The organism is Antribacter soli (genome assembly GCF_021568775.1).
In the GTDB taxonomy this organism is placed as follows: domain Bacteria; phylum Actinomycetota; class Actinomycetes; order Actinomycetales; family Cellulomonadaceae; genus Antribacter; species Antribacter soli.
Genome location: NZ_JAKGSG010000038.1, coordinates 1 through 21482, shown reverse-complemented (window position 1 = coordinate 21482; position 21482 = coordinate 1). Strand labels below are relative to the sequence as shown.

At 68.7% G+C, this 21482-nt stretch carries 15 protein-coding genes and 1 tRNA gene; 5 read left to right on the top strand and 11 right to left on the bottom strand.

All coding sequences use genetic code 11. The features are described 5' to 3' along the window. Positions 1–35 precede the first annotated feature (35 nt). A complete protein-coding gene (locus L1785_RS13960; RefSeq protein WP_236089883.1) occupies positions 36–509 on the bottom strand; it encodes a RidA family protein in 474 nt (157 codons plus the stop codon). After that, complete coding sequence (gene sp36, locus L1785_RS13955) at positions 506–673, bottom strand: Sp36 family protein (protein WP_236089882.1); 168 nt, start codon at positions 671–673, stop codon at positions 506–508. The genes L1785_RS13960 and sp36 overlap by 4 nt, the downstream gene beginning before the upstream one ends. A 96-nt stretch (positions 674–769) precedes the next feature. Here sp36 and L1785_RS13950 point away from each other — a divergent pair, with 96 nt between their 5' ends. The 3 genes from L1785_RS13950 (at position 770) to L1785_RS13940 (ending at position 4198) form a co-directional block, all read left to right on the top strand. Then, positions 770–3082 (top strand): transglycosylase domain-containing protein, encoded by a 2313-nt coding sequence (locus L1785_RS13950; protein ID WP_236089881.1) that lies wholly within the window; start codon positions 770–772, stop codon positions 3080–3082. A gap of 5 nt (positions 3083–3087) precedes the next feature. Continuing rightward, entirely contained in the window at positions 3088–4023 is a 936-nt protein-coding gene (locus L1785_RS13945) for a metallophosphoesterase (protein ID WP_236089880.1), read from the top strand. A 101-nt stretch (positions 4024–4124) separates the two neighbouring features. After that, a tRNA-Pro gene (locus L1785_RS13940) sits at positions 4125–4198 on the top strand. A gap of 76 nt (positions 4199–4274) precedes the next feature. On the opposite strand, the gene L1785_RS13935 is transcribed toward L1785_RS13940, so the two are convergent. Beyond that, complete coding sequence (locus L1785_RS13935; RefSeq protein WP_236089879.1) at positions 4275–4475, bottom strand: helix-turn-helix domain-containing protein; 201 nt, start codon at positions 4473–4475, stop codon at positions 4275–4277. A 258-nt stretch (positions 4476–4733) separates the two neighbouring features. On the opposite strand from L1785_RS13935, the gene dcm reads away from it, so the two are divergent. Beyond that, entirely contained in the window at positions 4734–6404 is a 1671-nt protein-coding gene (dcm, locus tag L1785_RS13930; RefSeq protein ID WP_236089878.1) for a DNA (cytosine-5-)-methyltransferase, read from the top strand. Beyond that, complete coding sequence (locus L1785_RS13925; protein WP_308113329.1) at positions 6404–6883, top strand: very short patch repair endonuclease; 480 nt, start codon at positions 6404–6406, stop codon at positions 6881–6883. Before dcm ends, L1785_RS13925 begins: the two co-directional genes overlap by 1 nt. Here the strand turns inward: L1785_RS13925 and L1785_RS13920 are convergent. The 8 genes from L1785_RS13920 to L1785_RS13885 all read right to left on the bottom strand — a co-directional run bounded on the left by L1785_RS13920 (position 6843) and on the right by L1785_RS13885 (position 21365). Next, on the bottom strand, positions 6843–7895 hold the full coding sequence (locus L1785_RS13920) for a PD-(D/E)XK motif protein (protein WP_236089876.1): 1053 nt from the start codon (positions 7893–7895) through the stop codon (positions 6843–6845). The two genes, L1785_RS13925 and L1785_RS13920, sit on opposite strands and share 41 nt — an antisense overlap. After that, on the bottom strand, positions 7892–10672 hold the full coding sequence (locus L1785_RS13915) for a Z1 domain-containing protein (protein ID WP_236089875.1): 2781 nt from the start codon (positions 10670–10672) through the stop codon (positions 7892–7894). The genes L1785_RS13920 and L1785_RS13915 overlap by 4 nt, the downstream gene beginning before the upstream one ends. Beyond that, positions 10669–12954, bottom strand: coding sequence for a DUF262 domain-containing protein (locus L1785_RS13910; RefSeq protein ID WP_236089874.1), 2286 nt, complete (start codon positions 12952–12954; stop codon positions 10669–10671). The genes L1785_RS13915 and L1785_RS13910 overlap by 4 nt, the downstream gene beginning before the upstream one ends. Before the next feature lie 274 nt (positions 12955–13228). Continuing rightward, a complete protein-coding gene (locus L1785_RS13905; RefSeq protein WP_236089873.1) occupies positions 13229–15211 on the bottom strand; it encodes a hypothetical protein in 1983 nt (660 codons plus the stop codon). Between the two features lie 25 nt (positions 15212–15236). Next, positions 15237–16367: a hypothetical protein gene (locus L1785_RS13900; RefSeq protein ID WP_236089872.1), complete on the bottom strand. Its 1131-nt coding sequence runs from the start codon at positions 16365–16367 to the stop codon at positions 15237–15239. After that, positions 16364–17203, bottom strand: a complete 840-nt coding sequence (locus L1785_RS13895; RefSeq protein ID WP_236089871.1) for a thiopeptide-type bacteriocin biosynthesis protein — start codon at positions 17201–17203, stop codon at positions 16364–16366. Before L1785_RS13895 ends, L1785_RS13900 begins: the two co-directional genes overlap by 4 nt. Then, on the bottom strand, positions 17176–18417 hold the full coding sequence (locus L1785_RS13890; RefSeq protein ID WP_236089870.1) for a lanthionine synthetase C family protein: 1242 nt from the start codon (positions 18415–18417) through the stop codon (positions 17176–17178). The genes L1785_RS13895 and L1785_RS13890 overlap by 28 nt, the downstream gene beginning before the upstream one ends. Next, positions 18414–21365, bottom strand: a complete 2952-nt coding sequence (locus tag L1785_RS13885) for a lantibiotic dehydratase (RefSeq protein WP_236089869.1) — start codon at positions 21363–21365, stop codon at positions 18414–18416. Before L1785_RS13885 ends, L1785_RS13890 begins: the two co-directional genes overlap by 4 nt. Positions 21366–21482 lie beyond the last annotated feature (117 nt).

The following is a 21482-nucleotide window of genomic DNA, read 5'->3' as shown; positions in this document are numbered from 1 at the left end:
CGGAGCCTTTCGCGTTGCTCAGTGCGCTCCGGCTCTCAGGAGAGCTTGAGCTCGACGACGATCTCCACCTCGACCGGCGAGTCCAGCGGGAGGACCGCGACGCCCACCGCGCTGCGCGCGTGCAGGCCGGCGTCGCCGAAGATCTCGCCCAGGACTGTGCTCGCGCCGTTGACGACGCCCGGCTGACCGGTGAACGACGGGTCGCTCGCGACGAAGCCGACGACCTTCACGACGCGGGCCACCGCGTCCAGGCTCCCGGTGACCGACCGCACGGCGGCGAGCGCGTTCAGCGCGCACGTGCGCGCGTAGCCGGCGGCCACACCCGGGTCGATCAGGCCGTCGCCGACGCCGACCTTGCCCGCCTCGGGCAGCGCGCCGTCGACGAACGGGAGCTGGCCGGACGTGTACACGTACTGCCCGGTGCGCACGGCGGGGACGTAGGCCGCCACCGGCGCGGAGACCTCGGGGAGCGTGATACCGAGCTCGGCGAGACGGGCCTCATGACTCATCCCTGGCCGCCCGTGGGCCGCTTCAGGTAGGCGACGAGACCGGTCCCGTCGGGTCCCGGGACGACCTGCACGAGCTCCCAGCCGTCGGCGCCCCACTGGTCGAGGATTGCCTTGGTGTTGTGGATGAGCAGCGGGATCGTCGCGTACTCCCATGTGATTGCCATGGGCCCGATGCTAGCCCGCGATCATGCACACGACCTGCACAACGCAGGCCGCCGCCGGCTTCGCGAGCGCCCAGGAGATGCCCGTAACCTAGGCCCATGGCGAACCCCCGCGAGCCACGACGGATCACTCGCACCATCCCGGCGACCCAGCTCATCGCGCTCCTGCTGGCCTTCGTCCTGACGGCCGGCGCGGGCGGCGTCATCGCCTCCGGCCTGGTGATCCCGCTCGCGGCGAGCCTGGACACGGTGACGGACAACGGCGTCGCGTTGTTCGAAGAGGTGCCGGACGAGCTGACGCCCGGCCCCCTGTCGGAGCAGTCGCGCGTGTGGGCTGCCGACGGCACGACGCTCCTGGCGACGTTCTTCTCGCAGAACCGCATCGTGGTCCCGCTGGACCAGGTGTCGCAGGCCATGAAGGACGCCGTCATCGCCATCGAGGACGAGCGGTTCTACGAGCACGGCGGCGTCGACCCCCAGGGCATCGTGCGCGCCGCGGTCAAGAACTCCAGCGGCGGGGAGACGGAGGGCGCGTCGACCCTGACCCAGCAGTACGTGAAGAACGTGCTGATCGAGGAGGCGCTGACCAGCGACAACCCGTTCGGCATCCTCGAGGCCCGCGAGGACTCCCTCGAGCGCAAGCTGCGCGAGGCCAAGCTCGCGATCGCCCTCGAGACGACCATGTCGAAGGACGAGATCCTCCAGGGTTACCTGAACATCGCGCAGTTCGGCCTCAGCGTCTACGGCGTCGAGACCGCGTCACAGCACTACTTCGGCAAGTCCGCGAAGGACCTGAGCCCGATCGAGGCTGCGACCATCGCCGGTATCACGAAGGCACCCGGCCAGTACGACCCGACCGTGAACGCGGAGAAGGCTCAGGAGCGGCGCAACTCGGTGCTGTACAAGATGTGGCAGCTCGGCTACATCGCGAGCACGGCGGAGTACGAGCAGTACGTCGCCACGCCGATCGCCGACACCCTGCACCTCCAGCCGGTCAACATCGGTTGCCAGTCCGCCGGCGGCGCCGCGTTCTTCTGCGAGTACGTGATCAAGGAGATCAGCCAGAGCCCGGAGTTCGGCGAGACCGAGAACATCCGCGAGTCGCTCCTGTACCGCGGCGGGCTCGACATCATCACCACGCTGGACCCGGCCAAGCAGACCGCCGCCGAGGCGTCGATCAGCGGTGCCGTGCCGGCGACCGACTCGAGCAACCTCGAGGCCGCCATCGCCTCGGTGGAGCCCGGTACCGGCAAGATCGTGGCGATGGCGCAGAACGTGCCGTTCGACGCGAGCGAGGCCCCGGCCCCGCGCACGACCGCCGTCAACTACGCCGCCGACCCGCTGCACGGCGGTTCGCGGGGCTTCCAGGTCGGTTCGAACTTCAAGCCGTTCGTGCTCGCCGAGTGGCTGCGCTCGGGCCACCGCCTGAACGACACCGTCAGCGCAAACAGCCGAACGTACACCCCCAGCGAGTTCAACACTCCGTGCGTCCGCCGCCTCTCCGGGCCGAGCTGGACCCCGGCAAACTCGGACGGTGCCGGTAGCGGCTCCATGCCGGTGATCGAGGCCACCTACAAGTCGGTCAACACCGCCTATATGAGCATGGGCGTCCAGCTCAACCTGTGCGACCTGCGCCAGACGGCCTTCAGCATGGGGTTCCGGCCCACCAACTCGGTCAGTGGCGGTGCGCACGCCGTCCAGGTGCCCACCGTCGAGGACATCAACATCCAGGCACCGATGATCCTCGGGACCCAGGAGTCGTCCCCGCTCTACCAGGCCGCCGCGTACGCGACGCTCGCGAGCGGCGGCACCTACTGCGAGCCGATCGCGATCCTCAAGGTCACGGACAACGCAGGCAACGAGCTGCCGGTCCCGTCGGCCAACTGCAACCCGAACGCACTGCCGGCCAACATCGCCAACACCATGACCTCGGCCATGGAGAACGTGTTCACCAAGGGCACGGCCCGTGGTCAGGGCCTCGACGGCGGGCGGCCGGCGGCGGGCAAGACCGGTACCACGAACCTCTCCTGGCACACCTGGTTCACCGGATACACGCGCCAGCTGTCGACCTCGGTGTGGGTCGGCGACGTGGAAGGCCTGGTCGAGCACTTCGACTACACGGTGAACGGCAAGTACTGGAAGGGCCCGCTCTACGGTTCGTACGTCGCCGCCCCCGCGTGGAACGACTACATGAACGCCGCCAGCCTGGGCATGCCGGTCGAGGGCTTCGGCGCCCCGGACCCGAACCTCGTCGGGACCCCTCCGGCCCCGCCCACGCCGGCGCCGACCGACCCCGGACAGGGTCAGACGGACCCGGCCACGCCGCCCGTCATCGTCCTGCCGCCGGGCGGCGGTGACGGCGGTGACGGCGGTGACGGTGGAGGCGGCGGCGGCGGCGGAGGTACCCCCTGACCGGCGTGGGACTCCTCGGCGCGCTCGGGATCGCCGGCGGCGTGGCCGCCGGCGGTCTTGCGTACGCGCACCTGGAGAGCAAGCTGTTCACAGTGCGGCACCGGACCGTGCCGGTCCTGCCGGCGGGTGAGTCGCCGGTGCGCCTGCTGCACGTGAGTGACCTGCACCTGACGCCCGCCCAGCGGACCAAGCAGCAGTGGATCCGCGGTCTCGCGGCGCTCGAGCCAGACCTGGTGGTCAACACCGGCGACAACTTCGGCCACCGTCAGGCACTCGCGCCGCTGCTCGACGTGCTCGGCCCGCTCCTGCGGACGACGCCAGGCGCGTTCGTCATGGGGTCGAACGACTACTTCGCGCCGCAGTTCAAGAACCCCGCCCGGTACCTCCTGCCCGACTCCCGCGAGGAGCAGAAGGACCCCGAGGCCCTGCCGACGCAGGCTCTCGCCAGGGCCTTCGGCGACGCAGGCTGGAAGGACCTCACGAACCGGCGAGACGTGGTGACGCTGAGGGACGGCCGCCGGGTGGGGCTGGTCGGCATGGACGACCCCCACCTGGACTTCGACGTCATGCCCGCCCCCGGGCGGGCCGACGGCGAGGACGACGCCGTGCTCCGCCTCGGCGTGGTGCACGCACCATACGTGCGCGTCCTGGACCAGCTCCGGAGCGACGGAGTCGACGCCATCATCGCGGGCCACACCCACGGCGGGCAGCTCTGCGTGCCCTTCTACGGCGCTCTCGTCACGAACTGCGACATCGACCGTGGCCGTGCGAGCGGGCTGCACGGCTGGCCGGGTCCCCGTCCGGACGAGCCGGGCGGCGAGGACTCGACGTGGCTCCACGTGTCCGCCGGCGCGGGCACGTCGCCCTACTGGCAGATCCGCTTCGCGTGCCGCCCGGAGGCGACCCTCCTGACGCTCGTGGCACGTGACCGGAGCCACTGATCATTCGGTTTCCGTTCCGGGCCGAACGTCGGCTATTCTGGGCAGGCTCCCGCGGGACGGGCTGAGGCTCCGGCCCGCTCTACCAGCGGAAGCACCAATTTCGGGGTGTGGCGCAGCTTGGTAGCGCGCTTCGTTCGGGACGAAGAGGTCGCAGGTTCAAATCCTGTCACCCCGACAGTGAAGGGCCAGGTCAGAAGCACTTTCTGACCTGGCTCTTTTTCGCGTGCACCACACGTGCACCAGCGGTCGGGTCACCGGAGCGCGCGGATCTGGACAACCAGGCGCTCACGCACCTCTTCCAGGTCGACGCGGATGAGGCGCCCGACGCGGTAGCCGGCGATCGTGCCGTCGGCGATCCGGCGGCGGATCGTCTTGACCGAGACGCCGAAGGCTTCGGCGGCCTCGCTGAGCGAGACGAGGTGGGTGCGGTGCTGGAGGGTCGTGGTGGACATGAGCGAGCTCCCTTCCCCGGGGGGATCTGTGACGACCCACACGGTCCAGAGGAGGGCACGAGTGGCCAACCAACAGACCGGGCAACCCTGTGCGGACTGATCCCCGAGCTCGCGCCAGACCTCTCCAAGAACCCTTCGACCCACGGCCGGGTTCGGTTCCCGAAACAACCCTCCAGCTGGTACTTTTCTCGGACACGAATCAGCTACGAATCAGCTACGCCGTCCACCCTCAGGCAAGCATCGTCACCCAGGAGACCTGTGTCCGACCAGTTCACGTTCATCGACCTCTTCGCCGGCGTCGGTGGCTTCCATGCCGCCCTCGCAAACCTAGGAGGCCGTTGCGTCTACGTGGCCGAGAAGGACCCCTTCGCACAAGCCGTGTACAGGGAGGCGTGGCTCTCTGGCGGCAAGGATGACCCGCATGTCACCGGCGACATCAACAAGGACGTCCCTGTGGACACCGGCCACACGATCGCCGAGCTTCTCGCGCGGGCGGAGGCCGGGAGAATCAAGCTGGAGAACGTCCCTGAGGAGTTCGACGTCTTGGCGGCCGGGTTCCCTTGCCAGACCTTCAGCAAGTCGGGCAAGCAGGAAGGCATCCTCGACACCGTCCGAGGCACGCTCTTCTACAACATCCTCGTGATCATCGCGATGCGGAAGCCAAAGGTCGTCTTCCTGGAGAACGTGAAGAACCTGGTCGGCCCGTCGCACCGGACGACGACGTTCAAGACGATCGTCGACTCCCTCACGGACCTCGGCTACGTGGTGAACCCCGACCCTACGATCTTCTCCCCGCACACGATCGCGCCCGAGCACGGCGGTGGCCCGCAGAGCCGGGAGAGGGTATACATCCTCGCCGTGCGCAAGGAGCTGGTCGCCAACGATGCGCCGTTCATCGGTCCGAAGCGCTCTAACGGATGGTCGGCAGACGAGTGGCGGATCGACAGGACGCAGCTGCCGGATCGCGGTCAGATGCCTGCTGTAGTGACAGATGCCTGGGTGGATACGATTCGTCACGAGGACCCAGCGCTCGCCGAGCGGGCAAATGAGGTCCGTTCGGCCTACATGCCGGACCTCGTCCAGTACCGGCTCACCGACGATGACAAGTGGCTCCGTGTCTACGAGCTCCTGCTGGCAAACGTGGTCAAGGGCCGCAAGAAGAACCAGCGCGGCTCGTGGTTCCCCGGGCACCCGATCTGGTTCGACGCGGACCGTGAGGAATGGCGGAAGCGCGAGCACGCCGATGCCGTCGCCCACCGTAAGGCGGAGCGGGCGCGCGACTGGAAGGACGAGTTCCTCAAGAAGTCGGCGGAGTTCATCGAGGCGTACTCGAAGCAGCTCACTGGCCGCGGCAGCGGTGACATCCTCAAGAAGATCCTGGCGTTGCCAAACAACGCGTGGCGCAAGCTCGAGTGGCAGGCGTCCGACGCAGAGTCGCTGGACGACTGCCTGATCCAGCTCCGCCCATCTGGTGTTCGTGTGAAGAAGGCGACCTACGCCCCGGCGCTCGTGGCGATCAATCAGACCCCGATCCTCGGCAGCGAGCGCCGTCGCATCACGCCCTACGAGGCTGGCAGGCTCCAGGGTTTCCCAGACATGGTCTTCCAGGCCATGATGACGACGGAACAACCAGCGACGCAGTCATACAAGCAGTTCGGCAACGCGGTTCATGTCGGAGCAGTGCGGTTCGCCCTGGTCCATTTCGTGTGCCATCACTTCGGGACGGAGGCGCTACCCGACGCGCCTGATCTCGGCAGCCTCGCGCCGCTCGTCGAGCACTGCCGCTCGACCAAGAAGAGGTGGCTTCCGGAGGCTCCCCCGGCTGACCCCGCTCCGCCAGTGGCCGAGATCCCCGGTACGGTCACGAGCCTTACCGACAACACGGCTCCAGTGCGCAGGCGCCAGCGCGCGGTACTCGCCGTCCACTGATGGAGCCGCAGCACGTCCCCGCGCACCCAGGGCCGTCATCGGCGCCGGTGAGCGCCCTGATGTCCCGGGCAAAGCGTCGGGACACCGCCCCGGAGCTCGCGCTTCGTCGCGAGCTCCATGCGCGCGGACTTCGTTACCGGGTGACCTTTCCCGTGCCAGGACAACGCCGTCGGACGATCGACGTCGCCTTCACCCGTGCCAAGCTCGCCGTGTTCATAGACGGCTGCTTCTGGCACGGGTGCCCCGAGCACGGGACCCGTCCACGCTCGAACTCAGCGTGGTGGCGGGACAAGCTCGCTGCGAACCAGGCCCGCGACGCAGACACCGACAGGACGCTGATCGAGCTCGGCTGGACCGTGATCCGCGCCTGGGAGCACGAGGCTGCGGCCGACGTGGCCGACCGGATCGAGAGCATCGTCCGGGTCCCGCCCGACAGCATCACTGCGTCAGCGACCGCGCGATCCCCTCGATCCCCGTGATCGGGTTGATGTCCCCGTTCACCTGCGACGGCAGCGTGACGCGGAAGGAGACCGACGCTGGGTCGATGTGCGTGACGTCCTGGACGTCACGGCTCCGCAGGACGTGGATCCTGTCATCGGTCATGTCGTAGAGCCGTTCGAAGGTCGCAAACCAAGGACGGGCGAAGCGGGCCTTGTCGCGGTCCTGCTCGTGGTCGTACCCGATGCCGGCGTCCCCGCCGTACTGCTGGAGTCGTGCCAGGAAGTGCGTACCTGCGCCGGCTGGAAGCCGCCCGACGATCGCGTCCACGAGAGAGGGGATGGTGCGTCCGCTGGTGGTTCCCGTCGACAGCCAGCGGATCCCGATACTCAGCACGTAGAGCGTGGTCTCTGGCTCGTCCCCGTTGGGATGGCCGACCTCGACCTGGTGGAACCCCTGGACAGTGTGGGTCGATGACGAGCCGGTCGTGGTCTTGACCTCGACACCAACAGGTCCGAGCTGGAAGTCTCGCGACGACGGCGCGTGGCCGAACCAGCCGTCGACGACCGACTCTGGCGACGAAGCGTGCCGGGTCAGCGCGTCGAGCGCCAGGAGCTCCCCGGCCAGCCCGGTAAGGACCTGGTTCCCGACCGCCTCGTGCCGCATCAGCTGCACGATCACCGGCTCGGTGGCCGTGAAGGCCGTCTGAGGATCGAGGGTCAGGCCGTTGGCGAGCAGCTCGGCGCAGATGAACGCGGCAACGCCCGGGAGGTTCACGCTACCGGGCAGGATGATCCGCGTCGCGGGGAGTGCGGCGCCAGTCGAGGTCGTCCAGGTCTGATGTTCAAGATGACCGTCCAGCACGGAGCTGGTGGCATGAAGTGGTGGGCCGACGACAAAGATCTCGATGAGGCTGCCGGCGTTCCGGGCGACGGCCAACGACTCCCCAGAGTCGGCCCAGATGAGTTCCCGAGCCTTGTCGTCGACCGAGTGCGGTTGCTGATCGAGGCGGGCACGCAGCCACTCGAACGACTGGTTGTCCGCAGCCGTCATGTGCTCGCTCCTGTCCGGGCTCTGATGTGGTCCGGGCCTCCGAGAGGGATACCGAGACCGATGCCCAGGCTCTGGCTGCCGTCCTCGCGGGCGATCACGTGGAAGAGGATCAAGCCGTCCGACCCAGGCAGTCGTCTGCCTTCCAGATCGAGTCGTGGGGCCAGCTCTGCTGGCAGGACAGCACGCTCGAAGACCTCGTCACCCATGATCTGGGCACCACGATCGTTGCGGGATCCCCAGGTCGTGTGCAGGTCACTGGTTCCGGGCACGATCGCACGCCTCATCGGGCGCACGGTCACGGAGAGGTCAGCAAGCGGACCGGAGCCGACAGGATCACCCGATCCGAAACGCAGACCCACCCAGAACCGCGGACGTCGGCGTTCGAGAGCCTCCCTGTCCACGAGGTTCCACGGCACCGGCCGGTCGTCCGTGGTCATGAGGCCAGGGACCCGGCGAGGTACCACTGCATCCCAGAGCCGCAGGTAGGCCGCGATCTCGTACGGCGACCTGGACCCGAGCTCGATCGAACCGGCGACCGATGGAGCCCGGTACAGCGGCAGGACGGGGTCACCGTCCGCGATCTGAGCGTGGTTGGTGACCGAGCGCCAGCGCGCAGCCTCATACCCTTCGGCGCCCGGCCCGTGGTCGACGTACCGGATACGGTCCAGGATCTCGGCCGCGTCCAGCAGACTGACGGGCTCCGCGAGCAGCAGGCCGCTGCTGGCAGACATGTCTGGCACGGGTGTCGTCGTTCCCGAGAAGAGGTCTGCTACGACGCGCAGGTTGTGGTCGTCACTGCCGGGAGGGTTCATATGGCTGATGAACGGCTTGGGACCCGGGAAGAGAGGCTGGGCCTGGAGGTTCGCGATCTTTCCGGTGGCGCGGAACGTCCTGCCTTGGAGGATCGTCAGGTCCGGTGTTGCACCTGAACCCATCGCCGTCAGGACGTCTCGGCGCAGCGCCTCGTCGTTCTCGTGGTACTGCGTGAACAGCTCGATCTGGTCGCGCGGCATGAGGACCCGGCAGAGGTCGATGTATGCGCCGCGGTATCCGAACCAGCGCTGCATCTGCATCTGGGTGTCGGCCAGCGGGGTGGACGCGTTCCTGGTGAAGAGCGTCGTGGTCAGCCCTTCGAGCGTGAGGCCGCGGGACATCACGTTCCCGGAGACGAAGATCGTGGAGCTGTTGGTCGGCGCCCGCCACACTCCGTCCTCGTCACGGGGCGAGAACTGTGGCCGGTCGTCAGCACGCTCGTCGCTGTTGATCACAGCAACACCGGTACCGGGAACAACCTCGTCGAGGATCGTCGCGCGGACCAGGTCCCAGTCGTCAGGCACATCGGGCACGTTGGACAGCGGCAGGATCGTCGCGACCTTTGCTGCGCCCGCCCTGTAGCGGTCGAGCCAGGCGGTCCACCTGTCGCGGTGCGCGTGCATGTCGCTCTTGATGCCTGCCGTCCCCAGCACCCGCCCGAAGGAGTCCGGCTCTTCAGGGGAGGCGCGGCCGGCGCTTCCGGTCCCGTAGGACCAGTCGAGGATCCGGTCGGCGACCTCGAAGTGGGAGTCTTTCGTCGCAGCCGGATTGACCAGCATCGACATAGGCGAGAGTACGTTCGCCTGGACCTCGGCCTTGCTCGTGAATACTCGGCCGCGTGCGGCCGTCGGCCCGAGCCGTCCCGGCGTCCTCAGCAGACGCAGTGCCGACGCCACGAGGTAACTACGAACTCCGTCCGCGACGAGGTCGTCCTGGTCCGTGTCATCGGTGGGGAGACACAACGGTACGTCCGCGAGCGCCTTGTAGTAGACCTCGCCACCCGTGTACCAGCCTCTAGGGCCCTCTGGTACCCGGTATGACGACTCCCGGACGTCCGGGTCGCCGGTGGCACCGGGGGTGCGGAGGCTGGCGACGAAGTCCGTCGGGGCGAGAGGGTTGCTGGTGTCCTGCAGGAAGTTCGCCTGCGGTGTGGCCGTGTAGGCGAGATAGGTCGCGAAGATCTCCGGATGGGCAGTCTCACCCGGCCGGTTTCGAACCTCCCACAGATCGAGGATCCGGCGCGGCACCTGCCTGAGCCGTAGATCGAGGACATCGCCGCTGTCCGTCGCAGCGTCGACGACAGACGAGTCGTCTGCCTCGTCGTCGATGACGAGAAGGTGGAAGGCACGGCCGCGACCCACGGCGGCAGGGTAGACGACGTCGTGAAGACGACGGCTGAGTCGCTCCAGGTGGGCCGTGTTCTTCATGGCGACCACCAGGAGCGGGCGGCCCTTTTTCAGTGCCTGCTCGGCGCGGCCCCGAGGAAGGGAGTACACGACGTCCAGGTCCGAGCCCTCGAGCTCGGACCCTGGGCCGCCTGGCATGCGAACGCGGCGCTTGTGCGCCTCGGGGAGGGTGTCGAGCTGGTCGAGGACACGTTCGAGCGTCTGCACCCAGAGCGTCGTCCGGGTGCCACCCAGGATGACCAGCGCATCGACTCCCCGGTCCAGCGCGAGCGCTGCGACCGCCATCATCGACGCGGTCTTTCCGGACTGGACCGCGCCCATCACCAGGCCCCGGCGTTCTCTCGACGCAGGCCAGTCCTCATTACCCGGCTCGCCGACGCCGAAGATGCCGTGGTCGACGATGAACCTGGCGTCAGCACCGATGACGTCGCGGCTCGTCGTACCGATGCCTGACGCCCCAAGCCGTTCCGCGTAGGCCGACCACCATATGGCAGCGTCCGCATCGGGTTTGAGGACGACGTGCTCGGTGCCGTGACGAGGCGCGACGAGCCTGGTCATGCGCGGTTGTAGCCGATCGGCGGGACGGCGTGCTCGACGAGCGCTCCCAGCCCGGAGTACCCGAACTGCTTCTCCAGTGCTTCGTGCGCGTCACCAGGGTTGACGCCGAGCAGGCTGAGGATCTCGCCGACGACGAACCCGATCCACTGCCACTGCTCCCTGGACTGGTTGCGGTGAGGACGGCCCCACTTCTCCGACAGCCGACGTACCTCCGGGGCGACCTCCTCGAACGTGTCGATCAGGTCGTCTCCGAGGACAGCAGCCGCTGCGGAGAGCGCGACGAGGCTCGCGACGAGACTCAGCTCCTGCCACTTGCCGGACCCGGTTCCCTTCCCACTGCGGAACGTCTTCGACCAGACGTCGTCCGGCGTCGCATGGGCATCGAGACCGTGGTCGAGCAGCAGCATCGCCTGGCGTACCCGCTCCGGATCCCGTAGCGGATCCTCAACCTTGTCCGTCTTGTCGGCCACTCGCTGAAGGAGCCCGTCGATATGTGCGGAGGTCGATCGGGTGACGCCGTCACCACCGTCGAGCAAGAGTGCCGCAGCAGCCCAGGAGAGGACCTTGGTCCGCTTGTAGCCGATGTCACCGATCTCGTAGTTCCTAAGATTCTCACCAGCCGATGCCAGGTCGTCCCAGTCTCCGACGAGGAACGGGGCGACCTCCTCGACAGCCTTCGAGTCACCCGCCGTGACAAGCAGCGCCCTCATCAGAGCCAGGCGGTGATAGAGCGCGTTGCGGATCTCCTCGGCGTTCAGCTTCTTCCCCTGCTTGTTGTAGAGGGAGAAGACTTCGTGAACCTGAGCCGGCGTCACCTGCTTGTAGACGATCACGGGGATCTTGTAGGTCGCGTGAGCTGCATCGAAGATGTAGCCGACCTGCCGCTCGACGCCCTGGAGCGCGACATACTCGTTGCGCACCTCGTAGAAGTACTTGCCGCGGAGGCCCTCGAGTGCACCCGTCAGCGGGTTTCGGTTGTTGGGCGTATCGGTGGACCGCAGGGCGAACGGGAACTGGTTCGCACGCTCAAGCTCCGACGTGAGGTTGCTCGGGTCGTGCTGCTTCCAGAGCTTGCGAAACTCCCGGTAGTTGGTCCTGAACGTGTTGAGGAGGGTTGCCTCCGGGATCCCCCACGCATGGCTCTTCTGTTTCACCACCTCGATCGCACGTGGGTGCGCCCCCGTGAACCGGAGCACCGAGGTGAGTCGCTGCTTCCCGTCGACCACCTCGTACTCGGTGCCGTGTCCGGTTTCGCGCTTCCGCTCCAGGATGATGACGGACGGCAGCGGAATCCCTCGCAGGATCGACTCGATCAACTTCTGAGCATCAGCCGTCGGCCAGACATCGGCGCGCTGATATGACGGGCTCAGGTTGAGGTCACCATCGCTCGCATACCCCACGAAGCTCACGATGGGCCACATGTCAGCTTCGGCATTGATCGGCCCGGTCGACGGCTCGGTCTCGTCGTCAGCCTCAGAGCTCCAGGAGTCCCTCCACGCGGTGGAAGCGGTCGTGAGCGTCGCGCTTCCCTCGATGTCACCAGCCATCGTGAGCCAGAACTCGTCGCGCAGTGCCAACGCCCGCTCGAGACGCTGCACCAACGCTTCGAAGAGTGTGGACCGGTCCGTACCAGCGTCGAGCCCGAGGCCCTCGGCGAGGACCGCGTCGAAGGACTCAGGGCTGGTTTCGTGGTCGAGCGAGACGCTCAGGTACAGCCAGTACTGGACCTCCCGGAGACGCTGGCGCCATGAGCCGTCGTCGAAGCGAACCTCCGCAGCGGCGAACGGGATCGGTGCGCTCCCGAAGTCCTCGGGCTCAGGCCCGGGCTCACTCAGCCGCGCCAGGTAGTCGGCGATGTTCTGCGCGACCTCGGCGGGAACCTCGAACATCTGCACTTCCTCTTTCTGGTTCTTCAGCGACGAAGCGATCTCCACCGCGAGCAGGCGCTCGACAAGGCTTGTCGACTCGGACGGTGTCGAGCCCCCGAGCCTGGCGAGCGCCGCTGCATCCACCAACCGGTTCATCCCGACGAGAGTGATGGTGTCGCCATTCGACTCGCAGTCGGCGTCCCACTCGACGCCGAGAACCTCTGCGATGGCCCTCGCGCAACGATGCTTCGAGGGCACAGTCGAGAGATCGAGACCCACGGACTTGCCGAGCGCTTCGAACGCTGATCGCTTCTCCTTGGAACCTCGACCTAGAGGCTCCGGTGTTACATCGGCGAGTGCGTACATCCGAGCGACAGCGGCGGACTTGGAGGTCGCGCTCGCGTAGTCCAACACATTCCCCCAGGATGTTCTGGCTGATCAGTCCGTGACACAGTACACATAGCAGCCTCTCGCGGTGGGCGCGACCGGCATGTTTGTCCCGCCGGGAGGGGTGAAACGACGTTCGCAGTCCTCGGTGCCGGTCAGCCCTGTTCGGCTGTCCCCACCTGGCACCATGCGGGGCCGCTCCCGAGAAGTGCGGCAAGTTGTTCCTCGGCAGTCATCGCGATCGCCGATAGCTCGTCGAGAGTGACGTCGTCGACGACGCCCTACCACGTTCTCGGCTACTTCAAAGGTGCATCCTCAGCCCGGTCCGTCGACGGCCGGGCAGATCTTCGACAACCGGTGCGGGGCGCGGAGGCTCCGACACACTGGGGTGGCGCTTGACCGGGCCCCACACCGACCAAGAGTGGCGGATCCGCTGCACAGGCGGTAGCGCGTCGACGACTGCGATGTCCAGGGGCCTTGTTCCCAGCTCGGGCAGAGCGTCGAGGACTTGTCCAACTGCGGCCCGTACCGCCATCAGCCTCGTCTGGCCCGTGCTGGGAATCAGGCGCAGGCACTGTTCAATGGCTTCCTCAGCGAGGCGCAGGCGGTCGGTCAGCAGCGTGACGTCGCTCTCGTCAAGGGCCTCCGGCCCGCCATCCAGGGCATCGAGTACCCCGTCGGCGGCCATCCAAGCGACGGAGCGTGCCGCTCTAGACACTGGTTCGACGCTCGAACGTGCAGCGAAGTTAGTGGGTAGGAAAGTCTCAACAGGCATTCGGTCGAAGGCCTCGAGGGCCTGAGTCCACACGGAGAGGTTCACGGACAAGGCGTTAGCGGGCACCCCGATTCGGCACTCGTCGGATCCGACGACGTACACCTCAAACGCCTCGACCTCGGGGAGCAGCTGGTGAGCGGACATGAGCGCCTGGAAGCAGGGGTTGATGTGCTCGAACTCCAGCCGTGCCAGCCATACCCTTGCCGTCCGGCCGTTCAATTCGGTTCGGACAGCACGGAGGCCGTTGCTCCCGAAGTACGCCTCGGCCCGCTCCCACCTCGACATGCTGAACGGGTCGTCCGCGATGGGCGTGTACACCGCCGCTCGCAGAGGGCGCCTGGAGGCACGATGGAAGGCGAGCGCCGCTTCGCAGCCACGGTCGAAGGAGAGCGAGGTCACCGAAGCGGCTACGACCCTCTCGTACTCGATGGCTTCGCCGTCGACGACGTAGTGGTTCCGAACCCCGTCCCACTCCAGGTCTTCGTGGGCTTCGCCGTTGCGCATGCTGACGAGCACCGCGTCCTCGGCGATCCGTCGCGCGAGGGTCCCACCGCCGAGCATCGCATCGCGGACCCGGCCCAGCGTGGGAGGCACAGACCACGCCCCAACGTGCAAGCAGCGCAACGCCCAGCCGAACTGACGCACAGGCCCCTCGACGAAGCGCCTGTAGATGTCGGCAGCCGCCAGCGCGCGGGCCTCTGCGTCCGAATCTGCAGCGCTCGTAATCGTGCGCAGGATCCGACGGCGCGCTTGGAGCCGACCTCGCTCGCGCTGTCGGAAGTAGCCCATGACCTGGTCCGCAAGTTCTGGTGACGCAGTTGCGAGCCCTTTTGTCAGCGAGTCCATCGATACATAGGCGACGACTGGGTCGGGTGCACCAGCGATCCAGCCGACCAGCGACGTCATCGCTAGGCAGTCGCTTGTCGGGGGTAGCCCCAGGGCCGACAGGTGGGGCGCAAGCTGGTTCAGCAGTCGCGCGGCGTCGTACTTGTATGCTTCCAGCACCCACCCGGGCTTGAGGTCGCCGATGTCGTCAACGGGTTCCTCGGCGAGTCCGTACAAGGTGCTGAGGTTGACCTCCGTGCCGGCGTGTAGCCTGCGCGGCCACTCGTCGCAGATCTTCAAGAGATCCGATGGGCGCGGAGGCTCGACGCCTGCTGCGAGCGCAGTGGCAGTCTGAGCGAGGCTGATATCCAGGGCACGCAGTACCCGATCGCCTACAACATGGTCGAACGGTGCGAAAGGTTCGAGCGCGTACAAGGCGGACAGCGCGCTGTTACGGGTGGCGACGACCGACTCGACGTGCTTGTTTAGGTTGCCGAAAGAGGCGTGGATCGGGACGGCCTCGAGCCCGGCGGCTACCTCCCGTAGCCGCTCTACCAGCCCGTCGGAATACGAACCCCATGGGCCCGCTTCGATGGGCAGCGTGTGGCGCGCGCGCAGGGGTCGCGAGTTACGCACCTCACGCAACACCATTGCGACTCTCTCGCGGGCGGCATAGGGAAGCACTACCCGAGCGTATGGGCAGGCTCCGTCACATCCCGGGATTCTTGGTGCTCAGCCCGGCTGAAGTCGCAGAGAGGAAGTTTGCCGCGCACCGCGCAGTGGACAGGAGTCGGTCGATCAGGCTGGCGGACAGATGGCTGACAAGGGCAGCCTGTGCGACGTCGTCGTCGAGCACGCGCCGCTGGCCCACCGAGAACCGAGGGAAGAGCCATGGCGCGGCGAGCAGGTCGTGGGCGGCGTATCCGTCCGCGTGGACGACGAGGTCGTCAAGGACAGCACCGGCCGCATGTCCGACCGACGGTGCGTCGTCGAGCAGACCGAGGAGCATGGCCGCGACCCGTGTCCGGAAGACGATCAGCGCCGGGTCCTGGTCCAGAGCGGCAAGCACCGGTTGGACTCGCTCGACGGTGACCCCGGTTGGTTGGCCGGACAGCGCGCAGCACAGACCACGCAGGGTGAGGAGAACGGCCTCTTCCCACGGCTCGGCGACGTGGCTGGCGTCAAGGAGCGCAATGGCTTCCGCCGTGCGCCCGGTAGTTGCGAGTGCAAGTACCTGCGCCTGGCGACCGTCGAAGAGCCGGTCGCCGATCCCCTTGTGGTCTCGAACCCGGTCGGCTGCTTCGGTCCACCGCCCTGCCTGTGCCAGTGCTCTCGTGCCGTCTGCGAGCAGGACGCTCCAGGTGAAGGTTGCGGCCTGCTGGTGGTCCTCGGGACGGATCAGAGCCGCGAGGTCCACGTGTCGGCCGTCGATCGTCGCTGTGCCCCCGTCCAGGACGGCGAGGTGAAGGTCGTCCAGGATTCCGTAGGCGCGATCAGCCTCGCCCGCCCGGGTATGGAGCCGCGCGATGTTGACGAGCGGCTGGAGGGCTGCGGTGGGGCCGCTCGCGTTGCCAGGACCAGCGGTCTGATAGACGTCGAACTGCTGCCAGCACAGGTGGTGGGCCAGGTCAGAGTGTCCCGCGTCGGAGAGCAGGAGCGCCGCCTTGTTGAGGACGGCGGCGGGTGCGGCCGGGTCGGGGTTCTCGCCCAAGGCATCGGTGGTGGCGCGCAGCTCGGCGACTCGTTCGACGGCACTGACTGCGGCGGGCCGGGGGCGCTGGACGAGGGGCAGCCATCGGCGGGCTCCGGTGAGGAGGTCGGCGGTCGCGGCTCGGTTCATGAGATCTCCTCGTCGAAGATGGCGATGGTCGCCTGCAGGACGAGGCGTGCCTGGGCATCGTGGCTGAGGCCGAGGCGGTTCCAGGCGAACAGGACGTGGTGAGCGGCGACGGCCCGGATTCCGCGGGTCAGTGCCCCGCGTGCGTCCAGCCGGGCCAGCGCCGCGCCGGCGTCCCGGTAGGCATGTGTCCACGTGGCGACCCATGCCGGTGGGACGGTCGCGTCGCTCGTGAGGTGGTGGATGTCGACCGACAGCAGGCGGCGGGTCCGGTCGACGGCAGTTTGATTGGGGGTGCCCGCGACATGAGCGCGGTGGCGGGCTACCCGGTTCCACACGTCGCCTTGCTCGTACCAGTCGAGCCGGGCCCCGCGCAGGAGGGAGGCGACGAGGAGGAGGCCAAGGTGCTCGCGCTGCTCGGCCGAGTCGGTGGTCGTCCCGGTCAGGTAGGCGAGCAGGTTGCGGCTGTCGTCGCAGAACAGGGTGTGGGCGACGGCCAGTGCGGCCGTGCCACCGAATGCGCGTCGCTCTGGCTCGTATATGGCCGAGTGCCAGGACGTCAGGACCCCTTGGGAGACGAGGTCGTCGAGAACGTCCCGCGCCGCGCCCGGCGCGGCTCCACCGACGGTTCGGACACGGACGCGCAGCCCTGGCGGCTTTCGCAGGAGCCACCACCGCCCGACAGCGTCTCCGTCCTGGAGGCGGGTCATCGTCGGGCCCAGCTCGGCTACGAGGAACTGGTCGGTCTCGATGCCGTCCGGCAGGCGGAGGTTGAGCTGGGTCCAGTTCGCTCGGGTACCGGAGCAGCGGCTCAGCTCAGGAGCAGGCAGGAGTCCCACTGTGCCTCCCAGTGGTCGACGGTGACGGTGTGCAGTGCGAGCGCGGCTCCGGCGGTGCCGTCCAGGAGCTCCGTGAGGTCCGAGGTGGCATCGAGACTCCTGGCCACGTCCGCCGCGAGGGCGGACGCCGCCTCGAGAAGTGCCGGCCCGGTCGCCTCCGTCCCGGTACGCCACGCTGAAAGCAGGAGCCCGGCTGTGCCGTGGCAGAGCCCGGTCCCGTCGAGGGCCGCCACCTGAGACGGGTCGTCCGCATCCGCGAGCAGGACGGCCTCAGCACCGCGGGCCCGGTCGGAGTCGTCGAGCGCCAGCCCGGCGAGCTGGAGCGCGCGGGCGATCCCGGCGCTCCCGTAGCACCACGACGGTCGCTGCCTCCGCTCGGGGAACGGCTCATGACCCTGGGCCTGCCCGAGGGTCAGGAGACCTGGCCACCAGGTGCCCTGCTCATCCGACCGCGCCCACAGGTCGTACCAGGAGCACACGTTGCGGATCGCATCTCGATGTCCGGGCGCCTCGACCCCACTGCGCAACGCGACCGCTAGGACGGCAAGGTGTGCGGCGGCGCCGTGGGCGAGGCCGAGGTTCGCGTGCCCGTCGGCGTACTCGGGAGTTCTCTCACCGTTCGGTGCGGTGTTGGACCACCAGCCCGGCAGGTCGTCGGGCGTCGCGTGCGGGCCCGAGAGCCGGACCAGGTAGGACAGCAGGTTTCCGGTCACGTCGTGCCCGGGGACGTGGTGCACGAGGTAGGTACCGAGCCCGGCCAGGCCGCGGATCAGGTCGAACTCTGCCAGCGGCGGGCGACGACCAGCCCCGGCGAGGCGTTCCTCGGCCGCGGCGAGGCGTGCCGTCGCGAGCCCCACCACTGCGCGGTCCACCCGTTCGATCGCCTGCCGGGGTACGACGTCGGCCGCTTGGGCACAGTGCAGCAGGTGTCCCACGGCCGGAGCGCCGAAGAAGAGCCCCGCGTTCACGCCGACGGACAGGTCTTCGGAGCAGGCACGTCGCAGCCACGCCACGGCAGAGTCCCAGGAGCCGTGGCCGGTCAGTGCGCGTTCGACGTGCAGCAGCGAGATCCCAGCCGCACCCCCGCCGAGCGACTGCCCGCGACGTCGTCCCGACCCCACTCGAACGTCAGCCGGGTCGGACAACCGGTGGGCGACGTCGTCGACCACAGACAGAGCCACGTCCTGGCTGACGCCGCTGGTGAGCGCGCTCATGCTCGGCTCCTGTCACGCGCGACGAGCGAGGCCGCGACCTGACGTGCCGCGTACAGGATCTCCGCCTCCAGGCCGGGGACCGAGCCGTGCACCCGGACGACGTGCACGTGCAGCAGGTCGGGCAGCACAGCCGAGGGACTCACGCCGCGGTCGGCGAGGACCTGGCGATACCGGGCGGCGGCGTCCGCGCGCTGTGCCCATGCGTCCACCAGGCCCGGCAGTCTCCGAGCGGTGTCAGGATCGAGCCGGCGGACGCCGACGGGACGCTCTCTGTTGTCGCCGGGCCGCTTCCGCTCGACGTTGCGCAACAGCCACTCCCAGCCCGCGTCCTCGTCGCCGACGACGGCGGCTGCGAGATCGACGAGGGACGCGGCGGTCAGCGCGCGCCGCGCGTCGGAGGGCGCGGCCGCAAGCTGGGCCATGACGGCGTGCGAGTCGGCGACGAAGAGGTCCTCGACCGCGTCCAGCGCGGCTCCGTCGCCGTAGCGCCCGGTCTCGGGCAGGTAGGTGTCGACGACGAGCCGCGACACGAGCCGACGCTCGTACAGGTCGTGCGCCCAGGCGCCCACGCATTCGAGCAGGTCCGAGTGCTCGCCCGAGGTCGCGGCGATCCGCAGCCGCAGGTGCGGCTCCGGATCGATGTACGGCAGGAACCACCACCGCGGCTGAGGCGTCAGCCCGGGAAAGAGGCGCGGCAGGTGGTCTGTCAGGACCGAGGGGATCCGGTCGGGGTCTGTGTAGAGCTTGACGCTCAGCCAGCGTCCGGACCCGGGCATATTCGGTGTGGAGGAGACTGCCAGCGACTTGCGGGAGCGCCGGGCCATGTGGTCGACCGCGGCCATCGGCAGGACGAGCTCGTGGGCGCGGCCCAGCCACCCGTCGTCGCCAGGGTCTTCCTCGAGGTATGTCGTGTCGTTCCGGGCCACGTGCTCGCGGAGCAGGGCCAGGTCGGCGTCGTCGTCCAGGTCGAGCCGCAGGCGCCGGTCGGCGTCGATCAGGCGGACCAGCGCGGGGACCATCAGGGACTCGCGCCAGCCTCCGTCCGTCGAGTCGATGTCACCCCCGGTGAGCCGCCACTGGGCCGGGGCCAGGACCGCGCGTCCTGCCCGGACGCGGGGAAGGAACGGCATAGCAGTGGCGCCGCCCCAGTCGAATGGGCCCACCGCCCCGACCGGCGCGCCGGCAAGCTCGCACACGAACCTCTGCAACGGGTGTGCGGCGTTGATGTACTCGATCGCGGTGAACGTGACTGCCTCGACGGCTCGGTCTTCAGACAGCGACCACAGGATCATCCGGTGGGCGTCGGCGGTGACCGCGAGGTCGCTCCACGCCAGCCGGCCGGCTCGCCCGCTGGTCCCAGCAGGGTCCAGGACGTACGGGAGCACCGTCAGGCCTGCGGTCACGTTACCGGCGCGACGGTTCACCGGCGGTAGGACGGCCTCTACTCGGATCGCCCCGCGTTGCGACGGCCCAACCGCAGCGAGGGCTGTGCTCATGCGCAGGCTGTCCGCGGGGTCGAGCACCGGCAGAAACCGTCCCACCGTCGTCCCGGCGGCCCGGGACACGCCGACGACCCGAAGGAGGAACTCCCCCTCGCTGGCCGCGTCCAGCGTCGGAGCCCACAGCTCGGCGCGTACCTCCAGGTCGCGCTGCACGCGGTCCAGGTCGTCGGACGCCAGCACACTCAGCAGGTCCTCGTCCAGGACGACCTCGGTAGTGCGATCCAAGGCGCAGCGCTGCGCCAGGTCGAGCAGCGCACGGTCGCGCCGGGAGACCGACGCTGGCGTGGGGAGCGGGAGCCGGGTACCGCGGTATGAGGCGGGCAGGCCCAGGCCGTGCGCTCCGACGAGGTCGTTCAACGGCACCAGGGCTCCGGGGCCGTACCGTTCGAGGAACCGCTGGTGGTAGTCACGCCAGACAGTGCTGCCCTTGGCGGCGGGGGCAAGGCGTGCGAGCAGCCCGGCGGCGGTCTCGGCTTCCCGGACGACTCGCCTGGGCAGCACGACGGCGGGGCCTCCGGCAAGGTCGGCGCACACTGGACGGTCGTGCGGCTCTACGGCTCGCATCTGGTGTGCAAGGTGCCGCCAGTCGGACGCCGACGTCGTCTCGAGCGGTACCGGGCAGAACGCGTCGGTGAGCCGCTGGATGGACGCGGCGGTCCCCGCGGAGGGTACTTCGCACGCGCCGACGGTGCGCAGAGTCGAGGTCAGGTGGTCCAGGGGTCGCGGGTCGGTCGGGCTCGGGCGAAGGCTCGTGGTCAGGAACCGCTGTCGGACGAGGTCGGCGACCATGCGCTCGGCGGCCTCGGCGCCAGCGCCGGGGAACCGGTCGCACAAGGCGTCGACCAGTGTGGCGACTGGGACCGGGTCTGCCGTCGCGTGGAGTGTCGTCTCGACCGCCGGGGTGAGCGCCACGGACACCTCGGTGACCTGCGTCCTGTCCGGGACGTCGTCTGTGGCCTGGAAGTCCAGGACGAGGCGCCCGTCGCGGACGACGGAAAGGTCGTTGCGCACCACGGTCAAGCGGCGCAGCAAATCGGTGTCTGCCTCCAGGCGGTCGACGACGGCGCTCAGCCAGGTCGTGTCCGGTCGGGGGCAGATGGTGCCGCCCGTCCCGACGTCGGCCTTCGGCCCGGCGGACCACGTCAGCGGGCTGACGGCGGCGAACAGTCCGAACGGGGTGGCTCGCCTGGTGGCTCGGCGCAGGTAGCGCCCGAGGGCACGGGCAATCTTGGTGGCACTGGTCGTATCGTCGTCGGACAGGACGCGGGCCACCTCGGCGGCGAGGTCTGGGCTGGCGAGCTCGACCGCCGAGGCGAACGGCTCGCGCCAGGTCCGTCGCACCCAGGCGAGGGCGTCCTGCGGGGTGGAGTCCGGTCTCGGACCGGGCTCGGAGTCGACGAAGGCGGCGACGCGGATCAGCCCCGCGTCGATGGCCGTGTATCGCATGGCGCTCCTTTCCGGATCGGGGTGGGGGGGGGGGGGGCGGGGCCCCCCCCCCCGGGGGGGGGGGGGGGGGGGGCGGGGGGGGGGGGGGGGGGCGGGGCGGCGGGGCGGCCGCGGCGC

Excerpts from the sequence above, each read along its gene's own strand:
- L1785_RS13960 (WP_236089883.1), bottom strand. The coding sequence starts at position 509 with ATGAGTCATGAGGCCCGTCTCGCCGAGCTCGGTATCACGCTCCCCGAG.
- sp36 (WP_236089882.1), bottom strand. The coding sequence starts at position 673 with ATGGCAATCACATGGGAGTACGCGACGATCCCGCTGCTCATCCACAAC.
- L1785_RS13950 (WP_236089881.1), top strand. The coding sequence starts at position 770 with ATGGCGAACCCCCGCGAGCCACGACGGATCACTCGCACCATCCCGGCG.
- L1785_RS13935 (WP_236089879.1), bottom strand. The coding sequence starts at position 4,475 with ATGTCCACCACGACCCTCCAGCACCGCACCCACCTCGTCTCGCTCAGC.
- L1785_RS13925 (WP_308113329.1), top strand. The coding sequence starts at position 6,404 with ATGGAGCCGCAGCACGTCCCCGCGCACCCAGGGCCGTCATCGGCGCCG.
- L1785_RS13920 (WP_236089876.1), bottom strand. The coding sequence starts at position 7,895 with ATGACGGCTGCGGACAACCAGTCGTTCGAGTGGCTGCGTGCCCGCCTC.
- L1785_RS13915 (WP_236089875.1), bottom strand. The coding sequence starts at position 10,672 with ATGACCAGGCTCGTCGCGCCTCGTCACGGCACCGAGCACGTCGTCCTC.
- L1785_RS13900 (WP_236089872.1), bottom strand. The coding sequence starts at position 16,367 with ATGAACCGAGCCGCGACCGCCGACCTCCTCACCGGAGCCCGCCGATGG.
- L1785_RS13890 (WP_236089870.1), bottom strand. The coding sequence starts at position 18,417 with ATGAGCGCGCTCACCAGCGGCGTCAGCCAGGACGTGGCTCTGTCTGTG.
- L1785_RS13885 (WP_236089869.1), bottom strand. The coding sequence starts at position 21,365 with ATGCGATACACGGCCATCGACGCGGGGCTGATCCGCGTCGCCGCCTTC.